Annotated in this window: 23 protein-coding genes; 18 read left to right on the top strand and 5 right to left on the bottom strand. The window is 40.8% G+C overall.

The annotated features are described in order from the left end of the window. Positions 1-10 precede the first annotated feature (10 nt). The 8 genes from hisD to E4635_RS01795 are packed head-to-tail and all read left to right on the top strand — an operon-like array spanning position 11 to position 6,860. Positions 11-1,300 (top strand): histidinol dehydrogenase, encoded by a 1,290-nt coding sequence (gene hisD, locus E4635_RS01830; protein ID WP_135524906.1) that lies wholly within the window; start codon positions 11-13, stop codon positions 1,298-1,300. Further along, positions 1,290-2,333, top strand: a complete 1,044-nt coding sequence (gene hisC / locus E4635_RS01825) for a histidinol-phosphate transaminase (RefSeq protein ID WP_135524905.1) — start codon at positions 1,290-1,292, stop codon at positions 2,331-2,333. The genes hisD and hisC overlap by 11 nt, the downstream gene beginning before the upstream one ends. After that, positions 2,326-3,462: a bifunctional histidinol-phosphatase/imidazoleglycerol-phosphate dehydratase HisB gene (gene hisB / locus E4635_RS01820; RefSeq protein ID WP_135524904.1), complete on the top strand. Its 1,137-nt coding sequence runs from the start codon at positions 2,326-2,328 to the stop codon at positions 3,460-3,462. Before hisC ends, hisB begins: the two co-directional genes overlap by 8 nt. Beyond that, a complete protein-coding gene (gene hisH / locus E4635_RS01815; RefSeq protein WP_135524903.1) occupies positions 3,462-4,049 on the top strand; it encodes an imidazole glycerol phosphate synthase subunit HisH in 588 nt (195 codons plus the stop codon). Before hisB ends, hisH begins: the two co-directional genes overlap by 1 nt. A gap of 4 nt (positions 4,050-4,053) precedes the next feature. Continuing rightward, a complete protein-coding gene (gene hisA / locus E4635_RS01810) occupies positions 4,054-4,782 on the top strand; it encodes a 1-(5-phosphoribosyl)-5-[(5-phosphoribosylamino)methylideneamino]imidazole-4-carboxamide isomerase (RefSeq protein ID WP_135524902.1) in 729 nt (242 codons plus the stop codon). 2 nt (positions 4,783-4,784) lie between these two features. After that, a complete protein-coding gene (gene hisF, locus E4635_RS01805) occupies positions 4,785-5,540 on the top strand; it encodes an imidazole glycerol phosphate synthase subunit HisF (protein ID WP_135524901.1) in 756 nt (251 codons plus the stop codon). A gap of 12 nt (positions 5,541-5,552) precedes the next feature. Then, positions 5,553-6,152 carry a bifunctional phosphoribosyl-AMP cyclohydrolase/phosphoribosyl-ATP diphosphatase HisIE gene (hisIE, locus tag E4635_RS01800; RefSeq protein WP_135524900.1) on the top strand — a complete coding sequence of 200 codons (600 nt, stop codon included), beginning with the start codon at positions 5,553-5,555 and terminating at the stop codon, positions 6,150-6,152. A gap of 42 nt (positions 6,153-6,194) precedes the next feature. After that, positions 6,195-6,860, top strand: a complete 666-nt coding sequence (locus E4635_RS01795; protein WP_135524899.1) for a DUF2461 domain-containing protein — start codon at positions 6,195-6,197, stop codon at positions 6,858-6,860. Positions 6,861-6,862: 2 nt separating this feature from the next. On the opposite strand, the gene E4635_RS01790 is transcribed toward E4635_RS01795, so the two are convergent. Then, positions 6,863-7,258, bottom strand: coding sequence for a glyoxalase (locus E4635_RS01790; RefSeq protein WP_135524898.1), 396 nt, complete (start codon positions 7,256-7,258; stop codon positions 6,863-6,865). Between the two features lie 110 nt (positions 7,259-7,368). Between E4635_RS01790 and E4635_RS01785 the strand changes: the two genes are divergently transcribed. Next, the gene (locus E4635_RS01785) at positions 7,369-7,761 is read left to right on the top strand and encodes an acyl-CoA thioesterase (protein WP_135524897.1); all 393 of its coding nucleotides are present in this window, start codon (positions 7,369-7,371) and stop codon (positions 7,759-7,761) included. On the opposite strand, the gene E4635_RS01780 is transcribed toward E4635_RS01785, so the two are convergent. After that, positions 7,758-9,020 (bottom strand): mechanosensitive ion channel family protein, encoded by a 1,263-nt coding sequence (locus tag E4635_RS01780; protein ID WP_135524896.1) that lies wholly within the window; start codon positions 9,018-9,020, stop codon positions 7,758-7,760. The genes E4635_RS01785 and E4635_RS01780 overlap by 4 nt on opposite strands. After that, entirely contained in the window at positions 9,013-9,297 is a 285-nt protein-coding gene (locus E4635_RS01775; RefSeq protein WP_135524895.1) for a DUF3817 domain-containing protein, read from the bottom strand. Before E4635_RS01775 ends, E4635_RS01780 begins: the two co-directional genes overlap by 8 nt. A 105-nt stretch (positions 9,298-9,402) precedes the next feature. On the opposite strand from E4635_RS01775, the gene E4635_RS01770 reads away from it, so the two are divergent. From E4635_RS01770 to E4635_RS01755, 4 genes are all read left to right on the top strand, one after another. After that, positions 9,403-9,918, top strand: coding sequence for a DUF6155 family protein (locus tag E4635_RS01770; protein ID WP_135524894.1), 516 nt, complete (start codon positions 9,403-9,405; stop codon positions 9,916-9,918). A 75-nt stretch (positions 9,919-9,993) separates the two neighbouring features. Then, the gene (locus E4635_RS01765; RefSeq protein WP_135524893.1) at positions 9,994-11,532 is read left to right on the top strand and encodes a DEAD/DEAH box helicase; all 1,539 of its coding nucleotides are present in this window, start codon (positions 9,994-9,996) and stop codon (positions 11,530-11,532) included. Between the two features lie 126 nt (positions 11,533-11,658). Then, positions 11,659-13,575 carry a DUF294 nucleotidyltransferase-like domain-containing protein gene (locus E4635_RS01760; protein WP_135524892.1) on the top strand — a complete coding sequence of 639 codons (1,917 nt, stop codon included), beginning with the start codon at positions 11,659-11,661 and terminating at the stop codon, positions 13,573-13,575. A 4-nt stretch (positions 13,576-13,579) separates the two neighbouring features. Continuing rightward, positions 13,580-14,122, top strand: a complete 543-nt coding sequence (locus E4635_RS01755; protein WP_135524891.1) for a 3'-5' exonuclease — start codon at positions 13,580-13,582, stop codon at positions 14,120-14,122. Between the two features lie 58 nt (positions 14,123-14,180). On the opposite strand, the gene E4635_RS01750 is transcribed toward E4635_RS01755, so the two are convergent. Together E4635_RS01750 and acs are read right to left on the bottom strand one after the other, a co-directional pair. After that, complete coding sequence (locus tag E4635_RS01750) at positions 14,181-16,199, bottom strand: T9SS type A sorting domain-containing protein (RefSeq protein WP_135524890.1); 2,019 nt, start codon at positions 16,197-16,199, stop codon at positions 14,181-14,183. 92 nt (positions 16,200-16,291) lie between these two features. Continuing rightward, positions 16,292-18,199, bottom strand: a complete 1,908-nt coding sequence (gene acs, locus E4635_RS01745) for an acetate--CoA ligase (RefSeq protein WP_135524889.1) — start codon at positions 18,197-18,199, stop codon at positions 16,292-16,294. Positions 18,200-18,307: 108 nt separating this feature from the next. Here acs and E4635_RS01740 point away from each other — a divergent pair, with 108 nt between their 5' ends. The 5 genes from E4635_RS01740 to E4635_RS01720 are packed head-to-tail and all read left to right on the top strand — an operon-like array spanning position 18,308 to position 24,887. Next, positions 18,308-18,913 (top strand): flavin reductase family protein, encoded by a 606-nt coding sequence (locus E4635_RS01740; protein ID WP_135524888.1) that lies wholly within the window; start codon positions 18,308-18,310, stop codon positions 18,911-18,913. Positions 18,914-18,961: 48 nt separating this feature from the next. Further along, positions 18,962-21,265: an oxidoreductase gene (locus E4635_RS01735; RefSeq protein ID WP_135524887.1), complete on the top strand. Its 2,304-nt coding sequence runs from the start codon at positions 18,962-18,964 to the stop codon at positions 21,263-21,265. Positions 21,266-21,268: 3 nt separating this feature from the next. Further along, positions 21,269-22,858: an AMP-binding protein gene (locus E4635_RS01730; protein ID WP_135524886.1), complete on the top strand. Its 1,590-nt coding sequence runs from the start codon at positions 21,269-21,271 to the stop codon at positions 22,856-22,858. A 7-nt stretch (positions 22,859-22,865) separates the two neighbouring features. After that, the gene (locus E4635_RS01725) at positions 22,866-24,449 is read left to right on the top strand and encodes an FMN-binding glutamate synthase family protein (protein WP_135524885.1); all 1,584 of its coding nucleotides are present in this window, start codon (positions 22,866-22,868) and stop codon (positions 24,447-24,449) included. 15 nt (positions 24,450-24,464) lie between these two features. After that, the gene (locus E4635_RS01720; RefSeq protein WP_135524884.1) at positions 24,465-24,887 is read left to right on the top strand and encodes an acyl-CoA thioesterase; all 423 of its coding nucleotides are present in this window, start codon (positions 24,465-24,467) and stop codon (positions 24,885-24,887) included. Positions 24,888-24,894: the final 7 nt, after the last annotated feature.

The following is a 24,894-nucleotide window of genomic DNA, read 5'->3' as shown; positions in this document are numbered from 1 at the left end:
AACAAGTGATATGAAGAAAATAATATATCCTGCAGAAAACGAATGGCAGGAAATTTTAAAACGCCCAGCATCTTTTTCAGATATGGAAGGGATTGTCAAAGAAATATTCAAAGAAGTAAAACTTAAAGGAGACACGGCTATTGCAAAATATACGTCCTTTTTCGATGGTGTTTCGCTTCCGGATATTACGGTTTCGCCTGAAGAAATCAACGAAGCGGTTGGTTTGGTTCCTGAGGATCTGAAAAAAGCGATAGCTCAAGCGAAAAAAAACATCGAAACCTTCCACAGTGCTCAAAAAACCGAAAAAATTGTGGTCGAAACTACTGAAGGAGTCACGTGTTGGCTGGAGAAAAAGCCCATCCAGAAAATTGGTTTATACATTCCCGGCGGGACAGCTCCGTTGTTTTCCACTATTTTAATGCTAGCGGTTCCTGCTACACTGGCGGGATGCAAGGAGATTATGCTCTGCACACCTCCTGATATGTCGGGCAAAATTGATCCGGCTATTTTATATGCTGCCAATCTTTGTGGGATTAGCCGGATGCTAAAAGTGGGAGGGATCCAGGCCATTGCCGGAATGACATTTGGCACTGCTTCGATCCCTAAAGTGTACAAGATTTTCGGGCCGGGCAATCAATTTGTGATGGCCGCAAAGCAGATGGCAACGCAGTTTGGCATCGCTATTGACATGCCGGCCGGGCCCAGCGAATTATTGGTTTTTGCCGATTCTTCAGCCAATCCGAAATTTGTCGCTGCCGATTTATTGAGCCAGGCTGAACATGGTCAGGACAGCCAGGTGGTTTTGATTACGACTTCTGCCCGTATTTTGGAAGAAGTGAAAAAAGAGATCATACTTCAACTGGCTGCTTTGCCTCGCAAAAAAATAGCCGAAAAAGCATTGGAAAATTCAAAACTAATCCTCATTGGAAGTACACAGGAAGCCATTGCGATGATCAATGAATACGCGCCGGAACACCTTAATATTTGCAGTACAGAGGAAGAGTATCTTATTGATGCGATCATCAATGCGGGTTCTGTTTTTATTGGAAACTATACGCCGGAAAGCGCCGGTGATTATGCTTCGGGGACCAATCATACGCTTCCAACCAACGGGTACGCCAGGAATTACAGCGGTGTCCACCTGGATAGTTTTTTAAAATCGATGACTTTTCAGAAAATTACCGAAAAAGGAATACGGAATATAGGAAAAACAATAGAAATCATGGCGGAAGCCGAAGGCCTGCAGGCGCATAAAAATGCAGTTTCCATCCGATTAAAATCGTTAGCAGATGAAAATTAAAGAGTTACTCCGAAAAAACATCATAGCCATGCAGCCTTATTCCTCTGCAAGAAGCGAATTTACGGCATCCGGTGACGGCATGGTTTTTTTGGATGCGAATGAAAATCCGTATGAAAATGGCATCAACCGTTATCCGGATACGCAGCAAAAAAGGCTAAAAGAAGTTTTGTCAAAACTTAAAAACGTGCCCGAAAACCAGATTTTATTGGGAAACGGAAGCGATGAAGTGTTGGATTTGGTTTTCAGGGCATTTTGCGAACCGCTTCAGGATAATGTCATAACACTTCCGCCAACCTACGGCATGTATAGTGTCTTGGCTCAGTTAAATGCTGTAGAAAATAGGGAAGTCCTGCTTTTGGAAAATTTCGAACCGGACATTCGGCAAATACTGGAGAAAATTGATGCTGCTACCAAAATTATTTTCGTATGCTCACCAAACAATCCCACCGGAAATTCTTTTTCAGATGAGGATATTGCCACATTGCTGCAAAGTTGCCATGGATTGGTGCTTTTGGACGAAGCGTATATTGATTTTTCAAGCAAGGAAAGCTGGCTCAGGAAATTGAACGATTATCCTAATTTGGTAATCATCCAGACGTTGTCAAAAGCCTATGGCATGGCGGGCGTCCGGTTGGGAGTTTTATATGCTTCCGAAGAAATCGTTTCGGAACTGTCCAAAATAAAACCACCCTATAATATAAATCGGTTAACGGAAGACAAAGTGCTGGAAGAATTATCTGAGCCAAAATTCTTTAATGATAAAATATTCAATATTAAAACAAATAAGATGCTGTTATCTAAACAATTACTTGAGGTTAATTTCATTAAAAAAGTGTATGTTTCAGATGCTAATTTCTTGCTAATCAGTGTAGATGATGCGAAATTTCGTTATAACCAATTAATTGAAAAAGGAATCGTAGTGCGCAATAAAAGCTCAGATCCGCTCTGTGGGAATTGCTTGCGGATAACCATCGGTACAAAAGAAGAAAACAGTCTGTTAATCAATACATTAAAATCATTTGCAAATGGCTAAAAAAGTTTTATTTATAGATCGCGACGGTACCCTAATAAAAGAGGTTCCTGACGGAAAAATTGATGCTCTCGAAAAACTGGTTTTTTATCCCAAATGCATTCCTTATCTGAGTAGGATTGCAAATGAACTTGATTATGAATTAGTTATGATTACCAATCAGGATGGTCTGGGCACAAATGCGTTTCCTGAAGAATCTTTTTGGCCTATCCATAACTTTATTTTGAAAACCTACGAAAACGAAGGTGTTATTTTTGATAGCATTTTTATAGACCGGAGTTTTGCCCACGAAAATAAAAACACACGCAAACCGGGAATTGGTTTATTATCGCGGTATTTTTCCAAAGAATACGATTTGTCTGCTTCTTATGTAATTGGAGATCGGCTTACAGATGTAGAGTTGGCGAAGAATTTAGGAGCGAAAGCCATTCTAATCCAGGACAATACACATTTGGGTAGTGATGAAATTTCATTAAAAGCGGAAGAATTAAACAACTGCATTGCTTTGGAAACTAATGATTGGCAAAAAATTTATGCGTTTTTAAAACTAGGGACCCGGACCGCTTCGATAACCCGGAAAACAAACGAAACCGACATAAAAATAAGCCTGAACCTTGATGGCATTGGGAAAAGCAACATATGTACCGGAATAGCATTTTTTGACCATATGTTAGACCAGATCGCCCGTCACGGCCAAATGGACTTGGAAATTGATGTCAAAGGTGATTTGATGGTAGACGAGCACCATGTCATTGAAGATACTGCGATTGTGCTGGGCGAGGTTTTTGCCAAAGCATTGGAAAACAAACTGGGCATCGAAAGATATGGTTTCTGCCTGCCTATGGATGATTGCCTGGCAAGTGCCGCCATTGATTTCGGTGGAAGGAACTGGCTGGTTTGGGAAGCCAATTTCAAACGGGAAATGATCGGTAAGATGCCAACGGAGATGTTCTTTCATTTTTTCAAATCGTTTACAGACGGAGCCCAATGCAATTTAAATATCAAAGCAGAAGGGAGCAATGAACACCATAAAATCGAAGCTATTTTTAAGGCTTTCGCCAAAGCGGTCAAGGCTGCTGTTCGTCGTGATGCGGAAAAAATGATTTTACCAAGCACAAAAGGGCTTTTATAATGAAAATTGCCATTATAGATTACGGAGCAGGCAACACGCAAAGTGTATTGTTTGCATTGGAACGGCTTGGTCATACAGGTTTCGTGACCCATGACAGGGAAAAAATAACGTCGGCAGAAAAAATCATTCTTCCGGGAGTAGGAGAGGCGGCTTCAGCGATGAAAAAGATGCGGGAATTTCAATTAGATCAGTTGATTCCTGTATTGAAACAGCCTGTTTTAGGGATATGCCTGGGGATGCAATTGTTATGCAATGCCACTGAAGAAGGAAATACCAATGCGTTGGGGATCTTTGACACATCGATACAAAAATTCCCCCAAAATATCGGGATTAAAGTCCCGCAAATGGGCTGGAATACGATCTATGATTTAAAATCCGAATTGTTTGAAGGCATACAGCCGAATGAATATATGTATCTGGTACACAGCTATTATTCCCCGGTCTGCAAAGAAGCCATTTCGGTTACCCATTATGGTTTTGAGTATGCTTCAGCGCTGCAGAAAGATAATTTTTACGGTGTTCAGTTCCATCCTGAAAAAAGCGGGAAGTACGGGCAGCAAATTTTACATAATTTTTTAAAACTATAACACTATGAGGATTATTCCAGCCATTGATATTATTGATGGAAAATGTGTGCGCCTCTCCAAAGGAAATTTCAATACGAGTAAGATATACAACGAAAACCCGCTGGAAGTGGCCAAACAATTTGAGGCGCACGGGATCGAATACCTGCATTTGGTTGATTTGGACGGAGCCAGGTCCGACACCATTATCAATCACAAAATACTCGAACAAATCGCTTCCCGCACCCATTTGAAGATTGATTTTGGAGGCGGGCTGAAAAGCGATGATGACGTAAGGATTGCCTTTGAATGTGGTGCCAATCAAATTACCGGAGGCAGCATAGCGGTTAAAAAACCGAATGTTTTCCTGAGTTGGTTGCATAAGTATGGTAAGGGCAAAGTTATTTTAGGAGCAGATTCCAACCATGCTAAAATTGCAATTTCGGGTTGGTTGGAACAAAGCGATGAAAGCGTAATTCCGTTTATACAAAAGCATCAGAATCAAGGAATTAAATATGTTGTATGTACTGATATTTCCAAAGACGGCATGCTACAAGGGCCTAATTTTGAGCTATATGGCGAAATCCTTTCGTCTTGCATGAATATCCACCTGATAGCGTCCGGAGGTATTTCAAATGTTGAAGAATTGCCTAAACTGGCAAAGCTTGGCTGCGAAGGCACTATAATCGGAAAAGCGATTTATGAGAATCAAATCACATTGAAACAATTGGAGGAATTTATTTTAAAAACTATTTGAAAATGCTTACCAAACGAATCATCCCTTGCCTCGATATTAAAAACGGGCAAACGGTAAAAGGTATTAATTTCCTGGATGTAAAAGAAGTGGGGAATCCTCTGGAATTAGCCGAAAAATATGCCGCATCTGGAGCGGACGAACTCGTTTTCCTGGATATTTCCGCAACGGAAGAAAGAAGAAAAACCTTGTTTCCGCTTGTTAAGGAAATCGCGAAATCTATCGCTATTCCTTTTACGGTTGGAGGCGGTATTGCTTCTGTTGAAGATGTAAACCTGTTGCTCCGCTGTGGTGCAGATAAGGTTTCTGTGAATTCATCATTGGTCAACAAGCCAGATTTGATCAATGAATTGGCGGCAGCTTTCGGGAGCCAATGCATCGTTGCAGCCATTGATGCCATGCAGGTCGACGGTATGTGGAAAGTACACCTTTCGGGCGGAAAGATCCCAACGGAAATTGATCTTTTCGATTGGGCAAAAGAAGTGGAACAACGCGGTGCCGGCGAAATTTTATTTACTTCCATGAACCATGATGGAGTTAAAAACGGTTTTGCGAATGAGGCATTGCTCCAACTTTCAAAAACAGTAAATATTCCTATTATCGCTTCAGGCGGGGCAGGGAAAATGGCCCATTTTGAAGAAGTTTTCACCCTCGGAAAAGCAGACGCAGCTTTGGCGGCAAGCGTTTTCCATTATGGCGAAATCGGGATTCCGGAACTCAAATCGTACCTCAAAAACCAATCTATTCCCATAAGAATTTAAACAACCGAATTTATGAACATTCATTTTGATAAAAATACAGATGGCCTGGTTCCGGCCATTGTGCAGGACGCTGTGACCAGAAACGTTTTAATGCTCGGTTACATGAACCAGGAAGCTTTGAGTAAGACTTTAGAAACGGGGAAAGTTACCTTTTTCAGCCGTTCCAAAAACCGTTTGTGGACCAAAGGGGAGGAGAGTGGTTGCTTTTTGACGTTGGTTGCTATCAAGGAAGACTGCGACAAAGATACGCTATTGGTTAGTGTAAATCCCACCGGGCCAACTTGCCACACGGGTGCAGATACTTGCTGGCAAGATGTTAACAATCAGTCATTTGGTTTTGTAACAGAATTGGAAAAAACCATAAAACAGCGAAAAGAAAACGGCCTTTCGGAGAAAAGCTATATCGCTTCCTTATTTGAAAAAGGCATCAATGCCATTGCCCAAAAAGTGGGAGAGGAGGCCGTTGAAGTCATTATCGAAGCCAAAGACAAAAATGATGCTCTATTCCTGGGCGAAAGCGCCGATTTATTGTTCCATTACCTTATTTTGCTGCAGGCGAAAGGCTTCACGCTGCAACATGTTGTGGATACTTTGGAATCAAGAGCCCGATAATTTTTTAGTTGGCCGCAAAAAGTGTACTTTTAAAATAAAAAAATGATTTCGAAACCAGTATTGGATTTTCTTTCAGAATTACAGCTAAATAATAACAGGGAATGGTTTGCCGAAAATAAGGCCCGTTTTGAAGAGCACCAAAAAGCATTTAAAACATTTCTGCAGGAAATCAATGCCGCTTTCGCAGCGCATGACAGCATTGAAAAAATGCAGATCCACAGGATTTACCGTGACATCCGGTTTTCCAAGGACAAAACACCTTACAAGAATAATTTAAGTGTTAGTTTTGACAGGACAAAGCCCTATTTGCGAGGCGGTTATTATTTGCATATCCAGCCTCAGGCAAGTTTTATCGGAGGTGGTTTTTGGGAACCGAATGCGGAAGATCTTAACCGGATCAGGAAAGAATTTGAACTGGACGATTCTTACATCCGTTCGATTATTGCAGAAAAAAACTTCAGCCAGGCCTTTGGTACTTTGCAGGGGCAGGAATTGAAGACAGCACCAAAAGGTTTTGATAAAGAGCATCCGGCCATTGATTTGATCCGGAAAAAACAATATTTGGTATACCGTCGTTTTTCGGACAAGGAAGTACTCGATAAAAATTTTAAGGAAGAAATACTCCATACTTTTTTGGCAATGCGTCCCTTTTTTGATTACATGAGCGATGTCCTGGGCACCAATTTAAACGGGGAAAGCCTGTATTAGCCTTATTCTTCTTCCAGGAGCTGTACCTGGCTTTTTAGCCTTTCGATCAGTAAATTCATCATTCTTTTGTTCAGGTTTGATGAATTCTGGATGTATTTCAAATATTCTTCTACCGTAAAAAGACCTATAACCATGCCTTTGAGCGAATTCCGGAATTTGATGTCCCTTTGGATGACATGTTCGATATAGTTCATTTTTTTCTCCGGAGCAAGCGAAAAAAAACCACCTTTTTGCTTGATAGCATAATTAATGAAAACCTGTATAAATAGGTCATTTTGCAGTTTCAGGATAGGGCGCAGCGTCTTGTTTTGGAAAACTTCTTCGGTTGAAGACTGCACTGTGATATTTCCAATACTTTCGCCTCTTAAGTCAACAATACTCTCATCGCGATTTTCCATATCTTTTTCTTTTAAAGTTAGCAAATATCAATGGCTGAAATTCCCGGTATTTCAAAAAGTTATTAGTAATTTAGTGTTGAAAACGTATCTTAAAATAACACATCTGCATTATGAGATTCCACACTAGAAAATGGGTTAAACCCGAAGATTTAAATGCCAATCACACTCTTTTTGGCGGACGCCTTTTAGCATGGATTGACGAAGAAGTGGTTTTATACTGTATCGTCCAGCTCGAAAACCCGAAAGTTGTCACCAAGCATATTTCCGAAATTAATTTCGTCAGTTCGGCCAAACAGGGCGATATTGTTGAAATTGGCCTGGAAGTGGTAAAATTCGGCCACACGTCTATGGTGGTAAAATGTGAAGTCCGCAACATGATGACCCGTGAAACTATCCTCAAAGTAGATTCGATAACCATGGTCAACCTGGACAAGGAAGGGAAACCTGCCGCCCACGGGAAAACGCATGTGGAATATGTCCGAAACAGGATTAAAAACGACTAGGCTTCAGAAACGGCATTTTTATTGGAAGGAATTTCGAAAATCTCCAGGTTGAAATACGAAACCGAGGCAATGATATGATCGAAAATATCGCTCATGATGTATTCGTGGTTCACAAATCGTTTATCTGTCGAAAAAGCATAAATTTCTAACGGGATGCCATGGGCTGTTGGCTGTAAATGCCTGCAAAGCAAGGTCATATCCTTATTAAGGCCCGGATAATTTTCGAGGTATTTGGTCAGGTATTTCCTGAAAAGGCCAAAATTAGTCAGGTTCCTGCCGTTGATCGGAATGGATTTGTCAATGGCATGCATCTGGTTGTGCTTATTGATATCAGACTGTTTCTTTTCGATATAGGTTTTCAGCAATTGGATTTTCTTAAATCCTTCCAGGTCTTCTTCCTGTATAAAACGGATGCTGCTTGTTTTGATCAGGACATGGCGTTTTATCCTTCTTCCATCGGAATTGATCATACCACGCCAATTCCTGAAACTGTCTGAAATCAAGCTGTAGGTTGGGATAGTTGTAGTCGTATTGTCAAAATTCCTCACCTTTACAGTAGCCAGGTTAATTTCAATAACATCTCCGTCAGCACCAAATTTGTCCATAGTGATCCAGTCGCCGATACGGACCATGTCGTTTACCGAAACCTGTACGCTGGCCACAAAACCTAAAATAGTATCCCTGAAAATCAAGATAAGTACTGCCGAAACAGCTCCAAGAGTTTTTACCAGTGTGTCTGTATTGATGTCGAAAATCTTCGCAACAATAACCACTACACCAAGGATCCAAAGCACAATCATGATAACCTGGACGTAACTGTCTATAGGTTTGTCACTATATTCCTGGATATTTTTAAGGTGGTCCCGAAGTGCATTCAGGATCGAACGGATAATCCATAAAACCAATAAAATGATATAAACGGCTACCAACCGCCCGAAAATCCCTTCCCAATAAATAAAATGCTTTAAAATGATCGGAACCGATTTATAAATGAAAACCAGTGGGATAAGGTGCGAAATATATTTTGCCGTTTGGTTGGAAACCAGCAGGTCGTCAAATCTTGTTTTGGTTTTTTTGGCCACAATCGCCATGATGGTAACCAATATGAACCTAAAAACCACATACACGGAATAGGCGATAAAACAAAGTATCGCAATATTTACAACCAGGCTCAGGTAAGCGGCAATAGTCTCATTGAAATCCAGTTTCATTAAGAGTTTATAGCACCACCCGAAAAGTTTTTCCGTAAATTTAAGCATTCTTTAAATATTTCTTTTCAATGTAAAAAGTACCAAAAGGAAGAACAGAAGCGACCAAAATCTCGGCAAAAGCCTTCCAGTTCCAGTTTTGGCTGTTTTTAAGTAAAAAAGCCATCAGGATATACCCGATAAACAATAATCCGTGTGACATCCCGATTGGGTATAACAATTTTCTATAAAGCTCCAAGTTTGTAGGTTTGATAAAAAGCATATTCGAAAACAAAACCAAATATGAAATTCCTTCCAGAATTGCTGTAAACTTAAAAATCCTGACCATTTTTATAGGTAATAAAGTGTGAATACGGCAAAATTAAGAATTATCATTGATAATTAAAGTATCGAAGCGTAAAGTAATTTACATTTGTAGTATAATTTCCAGGCAATGAGCAAAAGAGATTTAAAAAAATATGTGTCAGGATTGAGCAAGGAACAGCTTCAGGAGCAGATTATCGAATTGTATGAGAAATTTGCTTCTGTAAAAACGTACTATGATTTTGCTTTTAACCCAAAGGAAGACAGGCTTTTAGAAGAATGCAAGCTTAAGATATCCAATGAATATTTTCCCATACGAGGCAAAAAAGCCAAGTTGCGAAGATCTGTCGCACAAAAATACATCAAGCATTTTATTTCACTCGGGGTCGATCCTTTCATAATCGCCGACATTATGTTTTACAATATTGAGATTGCCCAGGCATATGCTTCCGAAAAAGTAATTAAACAAGAATTATTTTACAAAAGCATGCTAAATTCATTCGAACAGGCCATCAGTTATACAATCCAAATGGGGATTTTGTATGATTTCAGAAGCAGGGCAGTGGCTGCAAGCGAAAGAGCGGTTGCTTTGCATTGGGTTAATTCTTATGAATTTAATGCAATAATTGAGCGCCTTGAATATTAATTTTTGCCAATTTTTAAATTAAATTGTCAAAAAACTCTTTTTTAGACGTACTTTTGCAAAAATTGAAAAGCAGATATGTCTTACAACGAGCTAGAGCAGGAAATAGAAGAGAAAAAGGTACTTTACGACTACCAGGCTCGTGATATCAACGCTATTTTTGACCGGATGGATACTGTAAACGGCAATTACCACCTGTTGTACCAGCTACCGACAGGAGGAGGGAAAACCGTGATCTTTTCGGAAATCGTGAGAAGATATATCGAAACCCACAATAAAAAAGTTGTAGTTTTGACCCACAGGATCGAGCTTTGCAAGCAAACGTCAAAAATGCTTAAAGGCTTCGATGTCAAAAACAAGATCATCAATTCCAAAGTCAAGGAACTTCCGGACCAAAACGAATATTCATGTTTTGTGGCGATGGTCGAAACCCTTAAAAACAGGCTTAACGACGAAAAACTCCGTATTGATAACGTAGGTTTGGTTATTATTGACGAAGCCCATTACAACTCATTCAGGAAACTGCTAAGCTCCTTCAAAAACTCCTTTATTTTAGGAGTAACCGCCACGCCTTTAAGTTCTAACATCAAATTACCGATGTATGAGAATTACAAAGAACTGATTGTTGGAGACCCGATTAACAAACTGATTGACAATGGTTTTTTGGCCAAAGCAACAACCTATAGCTACGATGTTGGCTTATCCAGCCTAAAAGTAGGCATCAACGGGGATTATACTGTAAAATCCTCAGATGAACTGTATTCGCAATTAGACATGCAAAATAAATTGCTGCATGCGTACGAAGAGAAATCCAAAGGAAAGAAAACCCTGATTTTCAACAATGGTATCAACACGTCATTGTATGTTTACGATACATTTAAGGAAGCCGGATTTTCGATAAGGCATCTTGACAATACGACAAGTTCCGAAGACAGGAAAGAGATTTTACGCTGGTTCAAGCACACTCCGGACGCAATTTTAACATCTGTGGGGATTTTGACCACAGGATTTGACGAACCTACGGTAGAAACCATTATAATCAATCGTGCCACAAAATCACTGACTTTGTATTTCCAGATGATTGGCCGCGGTTCCAGGAAATTGCCCAATAAGGAAGAATTTACGATAATCGATTTAGGAAATAATGCCGCACGTTTCGGATTATGGAACGAACCGGTAGATTGGCAGCATATTTTCAAATCGCCTGAATATTATTTGGATAACCTTCGTGACGATGCAGAAATCGAAACACATTTCAAATATGAGATGCCGTACGAATTGCGCATGAAGTTCAAAAACAGCACCGACATTACATTTGATATCGAAGCGGAACACAAATTAGCCATTTCATTAAACCTGCGTTCAAAAGTTGTCCTGGAGAAATCCCTGGACCAGCATGCGGCTATGTGTGTTGATAATACGGATGAATTAATTGATGCGAAGAATTTATCCAAAGAATTATCGGATGATATTGAATACCGCATGAAAATTTATACCAGATGCTTAAGCCAATGCAGCAAAAACTACCGCGAATGGCTTGTTGACGACTATAAAGTGCGTTTACTGTTATTGATTGGCAAGAAATACAGAGAGAAAATATTCGCTCAGGAAGACTAAAAACGCCTTGTTTTTAGTCGCTCTATTTGAACTATAATTTATATTATGTAAAATAGAATATTTCAAATAACACTTCTTTCTTACAAAATTTGTCTGTAAATTTACCTTTTAGTAATTTGTACAGCTATGAGCAATTCCATTACAGAACGTGTCGCCCTTTTTTTAAAAGCATACAAGCCTTTTAATTACCTGAGCTTTGATGACTTGAAGAAAATCGCAAACGCTATCCGGGTAATCAATCTGGAAAAAGACAAAACGTTATTCCAGATCAATGATTCGTTACATGATTCGTTTTATGTACTGAATTCCGGTGTTATCCATCTTACCGTAATTTCTGATGCCGAAGAATCGTTGCTGAACAAATGCTATCCTGGCGATATTTTTGGGTTGCGACCGTTTTTTGCCAAAAATAATTACCAAATGACTGCAAAAGCACGCGAAGAAAGCATCGTTTACGCTATTCCAATTGATGTTTTTAAGCCTTTTGCCCTGCAGAATTCAGAAGTCCTGAACTTTTTATTGGAAAGTTTCGCCACAAATACCCGCAACCCGCTGGATAAGGAAAATACACGGAATTTCCTTTCGGATAATCTTCATTTATCTGATAACCAATCTGATGTGTCCTATTTTCAATCCTTGACTTATAATAAAAACCCGTTAAAGGTTAAAAGAGAAGATTCCATAAAGGAAGTGGCTGAATTAATGAGTGATAATTTGATTGAAAGTGCTCTTGTTGTCGAAAACAATTTGGCCAAAGGGATTGTAACCGATTCCGATTTCCGGGCAAAAGTCGCTACCGGGAAGCATGGGATTCAATCTTTCATAGATAAAATAATGACTTCTCCCGTGTTGACCGTTCCTGAGAATATTTCTTTGGCGGAAGCTCAATTGGTGATGATTACCCATAACCTGAACCATTTGTGTGTTACGGAAGACGGTACCGATAAAACACCTATAAAAGGGATTATTTCGCAAAATGATTTAATTGCTGCCCAGGCCAACAATCCGGGCGTTTTGCTCAAAGAAATCAAACGGTCGCTTTCTGCGGCAGAACTCAAGCATGTCAGGGAAAGTTTAACGAGTATCATTCAAACATCCATTTCTAAAAATATTCCGCTCAATCATATTAATGCGATTGCCGGCGAAGTTACATTGGCGATTGTCAGAAGAGCTGTCGAACAGGCTATTTTGGAATTGGGCTCCCCTCCTGTCCCTTTTGCTTTCTTAAGTATTGGAAGCCAGGGGCGTAAAGAGCAATTGTTGTATACCGACCATGATAATATATTGGTTTTTCAAGATGTTTCAGCCGAAAAATACCGCGATGTCAAAGATTATTTCCTGCAGCTGGCCAAAAAAACCACAGGAACATTGGAACAAGTTGGTTTCCTGCATTGCCCATATGGCCATGTTGCCAACAATACAAATTTATGTAAGTCATTGACAGACTGGGTAAAACAATACAATAGCTGGATTAATACTCCAGGTGAAAACACCAATGAAAGCTGTACGATTTTCTTTGATTATGAACTTGCCTTCGGAGAACAAAGCATTGAGAACGCGATTACCGAGAATATTTTCAAAAACGTCAAGAACAATACTCTTTTTTACGATTATCTGGGAAATGATGCCTTAAGAAAACCGGCGCCGCTCAATTTCTTTAAAAAATTCAACCTGGAAGAAGAAGGCGAAAACAAAGGAAAATTCGATATCAAGACCAAAGGATTGATGCCTTTAACGGAATGTGCGCGGTTATTGGTGTTGAGTTTCGGGATAAAAGGAATCAACAATACGTATTCAAGGTTCAAGCAATTGGCCATTTCCGATGCAAACCATGCCGAAATATACCTCGAATGTGCTGAAGCATTCCTGGTATTGTCGAAATTCAGGGCTATGGAAGGATTGAAAAATGACAATACCGGAGAATTTATCGATATCGATGAGCTTTCCAAAACAGATAAAGAAAAACTGAAGCATGCTTTAATGCCTTTCCGTAACCTGGAAGAACTGATTAAAGACAAATTTCAACTAACACAATTTTCATAAAAATATGTTTGACTGGATTAAAAACATCAACAAACCCTATCCGGAATTCTGGAAGGAATATATCGCTAAATTTGATGAGAAATCAAATCGGTACATTGCGTTGAGTGTTGAAACCACTGGGATCGACCCGAAAAAAGATGTGGTGGTCTCTTTTGGTGCCGTTGCCATTGTAAACGATACCATTTTGATTAGCGACAGCCTCGAAATTTCTATAAATGAAAACCGGTATGAATCTGAAGATGCTGTAATTGAGCATTTTATTCAATATATCGGCAATAGTATTTTAGTTGGGCACAGAATCCATTTTGATATCGATATCATTAATGAGGCTTTGGATAAATTGGATTGCGGGCGCATTAAAAACGAAGCGCTGGATATTGAAATCATGCACAAAAAACTCCATGATATCAATGATAAGAATTTCTCATTGTTGGAATTGATATCGCAGTATAAAATCCAGAAACCGGACAGGGTTTCCAGTGCGGACGATGCTTTTTCCATCGCCTTATTATTCCTGAAATTAAAATCCCGCTTGGGCCTTAAATAAAAAATCAAGGATTGAAAAGTTGCTTTTCAATCCTTGATTTAGTTATATGAATAAAGGTTTATTTTTTTAGTATCCGGGCAATGTAAATCCCGTTTTGCGCTTGAATTTTAGCTATATAAGTACCTGACGGAATCTGGTCAATGACATATTCTTTGCGGTTGCCTTCAAATGAAATTATTTCTTGCCCCAATGGATTATAGATAATGAGGTTTTCAATTACCATGTTGCCTGTAATGGTAAAAATATCAGTAACCGGGTTCGGATACAGCTTCATTTCATCTTTCTGTATGTCTTCTGTACTCAAACAAGGAGTAACTATAAAAGTCTCGACAATAGAAAGGCAATTAGCCGAACCTGCATGGTCATTTACAGTATAAGTCCCAGCTGTGTCAACTGATATTTCCCGGTTATTTGTCCCTGGCACAGGAATTATGGTTCCAGGACCTGACCAGTTATAGCTTTGGTAACCTTCAGCTGCAACTAGGGTAACGGCACTGCCACAAAGGGTTTCGTTTGTTGTAAAATTACAACTATTCAAATTGATGGTAAAGATTGTAGGTGTTACTGGTGCTGTATTACAGGATTCAAACACGGCAGTACTGCCTTCATCTGAAAACACGTTGGAACTCAATGTCCCGGAATAAGTCGAAAAGGCTTGGTTTTGAACAAAGCTTGAGCAAGAGCTGATATAATCATTACAGGAAGGATACATCGTTACTTTTACTATAATCTCGATTCGCGGATCGCCGGTTTCTACTAAACTATTATCAATTGTAAACAGCAGCATACGGGTAGCCGCATTATAGGTATAGGAGACTCCGGGAGGCAGGATTAAATCAGCGGGGTTGAATAACACATTGCCAGGGAGGATGTCTTTAATGGTAAAAGAGGTTGCATTATCGTTTCCAATATTTTCAAATCCGATTACATAATTGACCGCTTGCCCTACATTTGCAGTGTTAATCGGAGACCCGGCAAGATCTTCCACTTCGGTAGAAAGTAAAATTTTCGGAGCAATAATCTCGACTGCAAAAGCATTGAAATAGTAGAAATAAACATCCTGTGTACTTCCCAAACGAATCGTTGTACTCGTAACATTGTTCCCAATGACTGTATTTGCAGGATTATTGATATTCAAAATACCTGTATCATAACCTAAAGTGTTGCTGCTGTTGGGTATTCTGTTTGTAAAAGGGCCTGTTGCAATATTAATGCTGCTGTTGAAGAAGTTGTCAGCTACTCTTTCAGGAGTTGAAATCGTACTTCCGTTTATCTTTAGATAATCTCCTTGAATAGGTTTGTCCCCTTCCAAAGCTGCCATGGCAAATTTTGCATTGACCGGTCCTGAAGGGATAGTCCTAAATCCTGAAATCGGGATGTCTAATACAGTCGCTCCTCCAATACCGCTGAAACCATCAAAAGTCACAATTGATTTACTTGACAAAGAAAGATCTTCATATACAATAACCAAGGACCATCCGGCACTTAAACCGGTACCTCCGTTTGACCCTTCACTTGATAAGACATTTGCTACGGTATACGTTCCTGCCGGATTCTGCAATGGTGTTATTAAAGAAGTTACATCGGCATAACAGGCATATGGTTTATTATTATCATTTCCTATGGGCGTTAGGTTGGTATCATAAATAATTTCCCCGGTTATGTCATTATAATCGCCTGTTGGCAGTTTTAATTTTACTTTATTGATATCGGCCCTGCTTCCTGTTTGAAGCATAGCTCCCCAATACAACCCAGCATATACGATTTTATAGCAATTGTCCCCGCCTGGCCTTGGATTTGTCAAATTCGCACTACTGGAGCTAAAAGTCGCGGCATCAGTATCAATATCGATATATTCCATGATAAAATCAGAATTGAAACCACTTCCATTATAAGAGATTTCAGGCTCAATAGTAGCTGTTTTCCTGTTTAGTATATTATTGCCAATTAAAAGCATATCTCCTTTTACATCAGCATCATACCTGGGTGAAAAAGGTTTTAGGTTTTGAGAATGGGAAGAAAAGCAAGAAAAAATAAAGACAGTAGTCGCCGCTTTAAAAAAAGTAGTTTTTTTCATCAAATATAAATTGTATTTAAGGCTTTAAAATTTTGAAAATCAAATGCAAAGCTATGGTTTTATTTGTAAAGATATTGGCTTTGGTTGTTTATTTACAGTTTCCCTTCTTTTATTTCATCTACGATCTCAGGGTTCAGCAAAGTGGAAGTATCCCCAAAATTGGAAAAATCCCCTTCTGCTATTTTCCGTAATATACGGCGCATGATTTTCCCGGAACGCGTTTTGGGCAAACCGGACACAAACTGCACTTTGTCTAATTTTGCAATAGGGCCTATCTGGTTTGATATCAGTTGGTTAATTTCAATTTCGAGGTTTTCTTTTACACGGCTTTCACCCACTTCCTTCAGGATAATAAATCCGTATAGGGCATTTCCTTTTATATCATGAGGGAAACCTACAATGGCACTTTCGGCTACTGCCGGATGCTCGTTAATGGCGTCTTCAATAGGTGCCGTACCTAAATTATGGCCTGAAACAATAATCACGTCATCTACACGGCCGGTAATCCTATAATAGCCTACTTCGTCCCGCAAAGCCCCGTCACCGGTAAAATATTTCCCTGGAAAAGCTTTAAAATAGGTGTCTATAAACCGCTGGTGATCGCCCCAAATGGTCCGGGCCATTGCCGGCCATGGAAACTTGATGCACAAACTTCCCGTAACCTGGTTCCCATCAATTTCATTTCGAAGTTCGTCCATCAAAACGGGTTGTATTCCTGGTAAAGGCAGCGTGGCATAGGTTGGTTTTGTTGGGGTTACGAAAGGAACCGGTGAGATCATGATGCCGCCCGTTTCCGTTTGCCACCAGGTGTCTACCAAAGGACAGCGCTTTCCTCCAACATGGTCGTTGTACCAATGCCAGGCTTCTTCGTTTATAGGTTCTCCTACCGAACCAATCACTTTTAATGATTTTAAAGGGAATTTCTGGACATAATCCAGGCTTTCTTTGGCCAAGGCCCGAATGGCTGTCGGTGCGGTATAAAATTGGGTGATTTTATGTTTTTCAATCACTTCCCAAAACCTGCTTGAATCCGGATACGACGGAATCCCTTCAAAAATAACGGTGGTCGCCCCGTTTAAAAGTGGCCCGTATAAAATATAGGAATGGCCTGTTATCCAGCCAATATCCGCAGTACACCAATAAATATCGTTTTCTTCATAATTGAAAATATTCTTGAAGGTATACGCCGTATAAACCATATAACCGGCAATGGTATGCAGCATTCCTTTCGGTTTCCCGGTCGAACCGGAAGTATATAAGATGAACAAAGGGTCTTCAGCATCCATTATTTCTGCTACATTGTTAGGAATGGCTTCGTCAAGCAATGGCTGTAGCCAAAGGTCCCTCCCTTCTTTCATCGGTATGGGAGTATGGATTCTTTGCGCCACCAATACAGTAGAAACGGTTGGGCATTTTTCCAGGGCTTCATCTACAATTCCTTTCAAATCGATTGTTTTATTGCCTCTGAACCCACCATCGGAAGTAATCACCATTTTACATTCGCAATCACTAATACGGGCTGCCACGGCTGAAGCGGAAAACCCGGCAAATATTACCGAATGAATCGCACCAATCCTTGCGCAGGCCAGTACCGAAACCGCTAATTCAGGGATCATCGGCAAGTAAATGCAAACCCTGTCCCCTTTTTTAATGCCCTGGTCCCGAAGTACGTTCGCCATTTTGGCCACTCTTGCATATAACTCGTTATAACTGATATGCTGCGCTTCTTCATTTGGGTTGTTGGGTTCGAAAATAATAGCTGTTTTCTCTCCCCTGCGGGCTAAATGCCTGTCTATACAATTCTTGGTAATATTCACTTTTGCATCAACAAACCACTTAAATTCGGCTTTTTGCATGTCGAAATCAAATACTTTGTCCCATTTTTGGTACCAGACGAAATTTTCATCAGCAATCTTATCCCAGAATTTTCGAGGTTCCCGGACCGATTTTTTATACATTTTAAAGTAATGCTCTAAGTTTTCAATTTTGTAATACGACATGGTTTTTGCGGTAAAAGATTTTTTGCAAAATTATGATAAGTTGGCCATAAAATATTTCAAATTCCGCATTTTTTTTAGTTTATTTGTAGCAATACAACACAAAATTCAATGGAATTTGACCCACAGCTAATTGACCAAAAAGCTACCTATAAATTATTGACCGGAGCAGTAATTCCGAGGCCCATCGGATGGATTTCTACGGTTAGCGCAGAAGGGGTACCAAACCTCGCTCCTTTTTCTTTTTTTAATGCCGTTGGAGAAGATCCGCCGCATGTATTGTTCTCGACTGTCCGCACCAACAATTCCAATAAAGACACTCTGAATAACGTCTTGGCGACCGGCCAGTTTGTAGTCAATATGGTCGTGGAAGCCATTGTGGAACAGATGAATACCACTTCGCAGGCCGTTTCTCCAGAAGTTGACGAATTTGCATTGGCAGGCCTCACTCCTCTCCCATCGGTAAAAGTGAAAGCCCCGAGGGTAAAGGAAAGCCCGATACAGATGGAATGCGAACTGGTGCATCATTATACGCTGGAAGATCATAAACACGGCGGCGCCACCATAATTATAGGTCGTGTAATACTGTTCCATGTGGATGAAAGTGTCTTATTGGACGACTTTAAGATCAATATGGAAACCTATAAGCCCGTAGCCCGTTTGGCGGGTTCCAATTATTCCAAATTGGGCGAAATTTTCTCGATTAAGAGAGGCTAAGTCATTTTCCATACAAATTAAATTTCAAGCACCTGAATCAAAAATAATATGAAAATAACAGTAATTGGTGGAGGTCCCGGAGGACTCTATTTTTCGATATTGACAAAAAAAGCCATTCCCGACTGTCAGATTGATGTGTACGAACGCAACAAATCAGATGACAGTTTTGGTTTTGGAGTGGTTTTTTCCGATGAAACCTTAGGCGAATTCCTTACCAGGGATACCCGGTCTTATGAGCTGATCCGCAGTAAATTTGCCTATTGGGACGATATTGTCGTAGCCCGGGATGGCGAAAATGTAAGTGTTTCAGGTAATGGTTTTTGTGGCTGCTCCCGAAAAACATTACTTCAATTATTACAGCAACGGTGCACCGAAGAAGGCGTTAACCTGCATTTCGAACAAAATATAGACGATCTGACCCAATTTGACGACAGCGATATTATCGTGGCCTGCGATGGGATTGGAAGCGTTGTCCGAACGCAATTTGCTTCAGATTTTGAAACTAAAGTTACCCTGCAGAAAAACCGTTTTGTCTGGTTGGGTTCTACAAAACCGCTGGATGCTTTTACGTATTTTTTCCGGACAACCCCTTTTGGCACTTTTGTAGCACACACCTATCAATACGAAGCCGGGATGAGTACCTGGATTTTTGAATGTTCTGATGAAACCTGGAAAAAAGCCGGGTTCGAAGTGGAAAACGAAGCGGAAACAGTCCGGAAAATTGCCGAAATCTTTAAAGAAGAACTGGACGGGCACCCTTTGATTACCAACAAATCACACTGGCGCCAGTTTCCGTATGTAACCAATGGGAAATGGCACAAAGACAATATTGTTTTATTGGGAGATGCCAAAGCTACGGCCCATTACTCGATTGGGTCCGGGACAAAATTGGCCATGGAATGTGCCATCGCGCTTTCGGATGCTGTAGTGGTAAATCAAAACAATGTCCTCGAGGCATTTGCGCAATATGAAAAATCCCGCAGGAACCGTGTTGAAATGATCCAGCATGCCGCGAATGTTTCCCTGGATTGGTTTGAGCATATGGACAGGCATATCCAGCATGATTTTATGCAGTTTGCTTTCGGGTGCATGACCCGTTCCAAAAAAGTTACTTTCGAGAACCTGGCCATCCGCGATGCCTCTTTCCCTCAAAAAGTCCTGGCCGGATTCAATTCCAAAATAAAAAGCCCGGACCTTAAAACACCTGCCGCTTTTACCCCTTTCCAATTGCGTGAAATGGTATTGCAAAATAGGATCGTAATGTCGCCGATGGGGCAATATTCTGCCGAAAACGGATTGATAAACGATTGGCATTTCTCCCATTATACTACACGTGCTTTGGGAGGCCTTGGACTAATCCTGACCGAGATGACGGCGGTTTCACAAACTGGAAGGATTACTTTAGGTTGCGCCGGTATCTATAATGAAGATCAGGTGCAAAGCTGGAAAAAAATTACCGATTTCATCCATAACAATACCCAAACAAAAATAGGCATCCAATTAGGGCATTCCGGTCGGAAAGGTGCCGTGAAAAAGCCTTGGGAAGCCACCGGTAGCGAACCTTTGGAAGCTGCATGGGGGCTTATTTCCGCTTCTCCGCTTGCGTTTAACGAGAAAATGTCCGTTCCAAAAGAAATGACCCTGGAAGATATGGACAAAGTTACCGAAGAGTTTGTCCAAGCCGCTAAACATGCAGATGCAGCTGGTTTTGACATGATCGAATTACAGGCACATCATGGTTTTTTACTAGCCTCTTTCCTATCTCCTTTAACCAATGCCCGCACAGATGATTTTGGCGGAAGCCGAGAAAACAGGTTGCGGTTCCCGTTGCGTGTTTTTACTGAAATGCGAAAGGTATTCCCAAAAGAAAAACCAATGTCAGTAAGGATATCTGCTTCGGACTGGGCTGCAGGCGGAATTACTGAAACCGATGTGGTTTTTATCTGCGAAGCATTCAAAAATGCCGGTGCCGATATTATCAATGTTTCGACAGGAAATACGGTTTCCCATCAAAAGCCTCAAGTAGGCAGGATGTGGCAGACTCCGTTTTCGGATATGGTGCGCAATACGGTTCATATTCCGACCATTGCAACAGGTTATATCCAGGATATCGATCAAATCAACACGATTTTGCTTAACGGAAGGGCCGATCTTGTCGCTTTGGGAAGGCCATTGCTTTTAGATCCTAATTTTGTACGGAACGCCCAGGCATACGAAGGATTTCAACCGGAGGACATTCCAAAACAATACATGGCGGGAACCTCTCATTTATATCCATTGAAAGCTTCTGAAAGAAAAACTACAGAAGGAATGAAAAAAGCACTCAAACCGGAAAGCCACAAGAAAAACTAAGCCATGAAGCACTACGACGATAATTTTGCACATAATAGATTGCCTAGCCTGGATTTGCAGCCTGATTATGTTTTTACGGACTTGCCGCAATTCCAACATCCTGATATGCTCAACTGCGTGGAAAGGCTCCTGGACTATCATATCCAGAACGGCCATGGTGAAGCGGTTTGCCTTCGGACATTTGAAGAAGAATGGACATACAGGGAATTATTTGAAAAAGCCAACCAGATTGCGCATGTATTGATAGATGATCTTGGGCTCAAATCAGGAAACAGGGTACTGATCCGTTCGGCCAATAACCCCATGATGGTTGCTTGTTGGTATGCTATTCTGAAAGCCGGTGGAATTGTTGTAGCCACCATGCCTTTACTGCGTTCAAAAGAACTTACGACAATTATTGATTGTGCCGAAATTTCACATGTGTTGTGCGACAGTTCGTTAACAGAAGAAATGGAATTGGTCATCTCCCCGTTTTTAAAAAGGATTTGCTATTATCGCCAGGCGGAGCTGGAAAACCTGATGGTCGGCAAACCGAAAACGTTTGTGAATTACCATACGAAATCGGACAGTATCGCACTAATCGGTTTTACTTCAGGAACAACAGGATTGCCTAAAATGACCACTCATTTCCACAAAGATATCCTGAATATCTGCGAAGCATTCCCGCAATATTCCCTACAGCCGGTTGCCAACGATATTTTTACCGGAAGCCCGCCCTTGGGTTTTACTTTTGGTTTGGGAGGATTGGTTTTATTTCCGATGTATTTCGGTGCGTCTACTTTTTTAATCGAAAAACCAACACCTGATCTATTGCTTCAGGCTATTCAAAACCACAAGGTTACCATATGTTTTACGGCGCCAACAGCTTGGAGGGTACTTACCGCGAAAGCTTCCGAATATAATATTTCCAGCTTGCGCAAATGCGTTTCTGCCGGAGAAACATTGCCTTTAAAGGTTTGGGAAGATTGGCATGCGGCAACCGGATTGAAAATCATTGATGGCATTGGCGCCACGGAAATGCTGCATATTTTCATCTCTTCCAATGAAGAAAATATGAAACCCGGCTCAACAGGTGTGGCCATTACAGGTTATGAAGGAAAAATCATTGACCCGCAAGGAAAAGAATTGCCTTTAAATACGCCAGGACGCCTGGCCGTACGCGGAATCACAGGTTGCAAATACCTGAACCGTGAAGAGAAACAAAAAGAATATGTAGCAAACGGCTGGAACCTTACCGGTGATATTTTCCGCCAGGATGAAGAAGGTTTTTTCTGGTTTGTGGCCCGTGGTGATGATATGATCATATCTTCCGGCTATAATATCGCTGCAATTGAGGTAGAAAGCGTACTTTTAACCCACGACGATATCCTGGAATGTGCCGTGGTCGGTTTGCCCGATGAAGAACGCGGAATGTTGGTTTGCGCCCATGTGGTTTTAAAAGATAAAGATAAAGCAACAAATCAATTGGCTGAATCTATACAGCAGTGGTTCAAAGAAGTAGCAGCTCCGTACAAATATCCAAGGGTAATTAATTTTACAGAAGCGTTGCCTAAAACGGAAACCGGCAAAATTCAGAGATTTAAATTAAAATAGAAGTCTTATGAGAAAAGTATTTATCATTTTCAGCATCACAGTACTTTCCATTACAGCGATGCTTATTTACGTAAATTGGAAATTCAGCCTGCTGTTATTGATTTTCATTCCTTTAATCAGTATGGGGCTGCATGATATGTTCCAATCGAAACAAACCATTAAAAGAAATTTTCCATTACTAGGGCGGATGCGGTATTTATTGGAATCCATCGGGCCTGAAATGCGCCAGTATTTTGTTGAAACAGATACGGAAGGCAAACCTTTCAACAGGTTACAGCGAAGCCTGGTATACCAAAGAAGCAAGAAAGAAACCGATTCGATGCCTTTCGGGACACAGCTTAATGTATACGAACCGGGTTATAAATGGATCAACCACAGTATTAAAGCCATTCCCTTTTCGGAAGTAAATCCAAACCCAAGGGTTGCAATCGGTTCGTCCCAATGCGAAAAACCCTATAGGGCCAGTTTGTTCAATATTAGTGCCATGAGTTATGGATCATTGAGCAAAAATGCTATCCTGGCTTTGAATTCAGGCGCTAAACAAGGTGGTTTTTATCACAATACAGGAGAAGGCGGCCTTTCTCCCTATCACTTGGAACCTGGCGGTGATGTGGTTTGGAATATCGGAACCGGCTATTTTAGCTGTCGTGACAAAAACGGGAAGTTTTCCTATGAGGAATTTGTCAAAAGAGCCACTTTGGAAAACGTAAAAATGATTGAAATCAAATTTTCCCAAGGTGCAAAACCAGGCCATGGCGGAATTTTGCCCAAACAAAAAGTAACCGATGAAATCGCAGCCATCCGTTTGGTAGAGAAAGGCAACGATATTATTTCGCCACCACGGCATTCCGCCTTTTCAACTCCTTTGGAACTGATGGATTTTATCCGATTGCTTCGAAAAGGCTCGGGTGGAAAACCTATCGGAATGAAAATCTGCATTGGGAACAAATCGGAATTTATTTCCATCTGTAAAGCCATGGTGCAAACCAAAACCTATTTCGATTTTATTACTGTTGATGGTGGCGAAGGCGGAACAGGAGCGGCACCGCAGGAATATTCAGACCACGTGGGAATGCCGTTGCGTGAAGCATTGGCTTTTGTTTACGACTGCCTGAACGGTTTCGGGATCAAGAACGAAATAAAGATTATCGCCAGCGGAAAAGTAATTACCGGTTTCGATATCATCAAATGCCTTTCCATTGGTGCCGATGTCTGCAATTCTGCCAGAGGGATGATGTTTGCCCTTGGCTGTATACAAGCTTTGGAATGCCACGCCAACACCTGCCCTACCGGCGTAGCTACGCAGGATCCTAAACTAGTCAAGGGGCTTGTCCCTGAAGAAAAAAGCGTACGAGTGGCAAGATTTCAGCATGAAACGGTCAAAAGCGCAATGGAATTAATGGCTTCCGCGGGGCTCGAGCATCCTGATGATGTAGACCGGACGGTAATTAGTGCCAGGGTGAGCGGAACAAAAATAGAAACCTACTACGAAATGTACCCTGAAATTGAAACGGGTTGCCTTTTGAATGAAAATACCGTGCCTTCTCCCTTTTTGTTTTTCTGGAAAAAAGCCGCGGCAGAACAGTTTTAAATTAATTATAACCGAATGAACCAACCTTTTATAAAACAAGAAAAAATCCGTTTTCAACATGTTGATTACGCCGGAATCGTATTCTATCCGAGATTCCTCGAAATGCTGAATTGCCTAGTGGAAGACTGGTTTGAAGAAGCTTTGGACCGTCCGTTTTCCAAAATACATGAAACCAACGGCATCCCGACAGTAGACCTGAAAGTACAATTCAAAAAAGCAGCCCGTTTAGGAGAAATCCTCACCAAAAAACTTTGGGTACAAAATCTTGGAGGCGCTTCAGTCCTGTGTGGGTTCCGGTTTGAAGATGAAGCTGGAAAAACATGCCTTGAAGGCGAAGTAACTTTGGTGAATGTGGCTTTCAATGAAGATCGGAACGGTATAAAAGCGGAGCCGTTTTCAGAGGAAATGAAACAAAAAATAAGTAAATTCGTAATTTGATTTTGCT

This window comes from Flavobacterium humi (assembly GCF_004745595.1).
In the GTDB taxonomy this organism is placed as follows: Bacteria; Bacteroidota; Bacteroidia; order Flavobacteriales; family Flavobacteriaceae; genus Flavobacterium; species Flavobacterium humi.
Note: the sequence above shows the minus strand (reverse complement) of the source record. Positions and strands in the feature narration are given on the sequence as shown.

What these genes read in the sequence shown, in the direction of transcription:
- hisD (WP_135524906.1), top strand. Translation starts at nt 11, where the DNA reads ATGAAGAAAATAATATATCCTGCAGAAAACGAATGGCAGGAAATTTTA.
- hisC (WP_135524905.1), top strand. Translation starts at nt 1,290, where the DNA reads ATGAAAATTAAAGAGTTACTCCGAAAAAACATCATAGCCATGCAGCCT.
- hisB (WP_135524904.1), top strand. Translation starts at nt 2,326, where the DNA reads ATGGCTAAAAAAGTTTTATTTATAGATCGCGACGGTACCCTAATAAAA.
- hisH (WP_135524903.1), top strand. Translation starts at nt 3,462, where the DNA reads ATGAAAATTGCCATTATAGATTACGGAGCAGGCAACACGCAAAGTGTA.
- hisA (WP_135524902.1), top strand. Translation starts at nt 4,054, where the DNA reads ATGAGGATTATTCCAGCCATTGATATTATTGATGGAAAATGTGTGCGC.
- hisF (WP_135524901.1), top strand. Translation starts at nt 4,785, where the DNA reads ATGCTTACCAAACGAATCATCCCTTGCCTCGATATTAAAAACGGGCAA.
- hisIE (WP_135524900.1), top strand. Translation starts at nt 5,553, where the DNA reads ATGAACATTCATTTTGATAAAAATACAGATGGCCTGGTTCCGGCCATT.
- E4635_RS01795 (WP_135524899.1), top strand. Translation starts at nt 6,195, where the DNA reads ATGATTTCGAAACCAGTATTGGATTTTCTTTCAGAATTACAGCTAAAT.
- E4635_RS01790 (WP_135524898.1), bottom strand. Translation starts at nt 7,258, where the DNA reads ATGGAAAATCGCGATGAGAGTATTGTTGACTTAAGAGGCGAAAGTATT.
- E4635_RS01785 (WP_135524897.1), top strand. Translation starts at nt 7,369, where the DNA reads ATGAGATTCCACACTAGAAAATGGGTTAAACCCGAAGATTTAAATGCC.
- E4635_RS01780 (WP_135524896.1), bottom strand. Translation starts at nt 9,020, where the DNA reads ATGCTTAAATTTACGGAAAAACTTTTCGGGTGGTGCTATAAACTCTTA.
- E4635_RS01775 (WP_135524895.1), bottom strand. Translation starts at nt 9,297, where the DNA reads ATGGTCAGGATTTTTAAGTTTACAGCAATTCTGGAAGGAATTTCATAT.
- E4635_RS01770 (WP_135524894.1), top strand. Translation starts at nt 9,403, where the DNA reads ATGAGCAAAAGAGATTTAAAAAAATATGTGTCAGGATTGAGCAAGGAA.
- E4635_RS01765 (WP_135524893.1), top strand. Translation starts at nt 9,994, where the DNA reads ATGTCTTACAACGAGCTAGAGCAGGAAATAGAAGAGAAAAAGGTACTT.
- E4635_RS01760 (WP_135524892.1), top strand. Translation starts at nt 11,659, where the DNA reads ATGAGCAATTCCATTACAGAACGTGTCGCCCTTTTTTTAAAAGCATAC.
- E4635_RS01755 (WP_135524891.1), top strand. Translation starts at nt 13,580, where the DNA reads ATGTTTGACTGGATTAAAAACATCAACAAACCCTATCCGGAATTCTGG.
- E4635_RS01750 (WP_135524890.1), bottom strand. Translation starts at nt 16,199, where the DNA reads ATGAAAAAAACTACTTTTTTTAAAGCGGCGACTACTGTCTTTATTTTT.
- acs (WP_135524889.1), bottom strand. Translation starts at nt 18,199, where the DNA reads ATGTCGTATTACAAAATTGAAAACTTAGAGCATTACTTTAAAATGTAT.
- E4635_RS01740 (WP_135524888.1), top strand. Translation starts at nt 18,308, where the DNA reads ATGGAATTTGACCCACAGCTAATTGACCAAAAAGCTACCTATAAATTA.
- E4635_RS01735 (WP_135524887.1), top strand. Translation starts at nt 18,962, where the DNA reads ATGAAAATAACAGTAATTGGTGGAGGTCCCGGAGGACTCTATTTTTCG.
- E4635_RS01730 (WP_135524886.1), top strand. Translation starts at nt 21,269, where the DNA reads ATGAAGCACTACGACGATAATTTTGCACATAATAGATTGCCTAGCCTG.
- E4635_RS01725 (WP_135524885.1), top strand. Translation starts at nt 22,866, where the DNA reads ATGAGAAAAGTATTTATCATTTTCAGCATCACAGTACTTTCCATTACA.
- E4635_RS01720 (WP_135524884.1), top strand. Translation starts at nt 24,465, where the DNA reads ATGAACCAACCTTTTATAAAACAAGAAAAAATCCGTTTTCAACATGTT.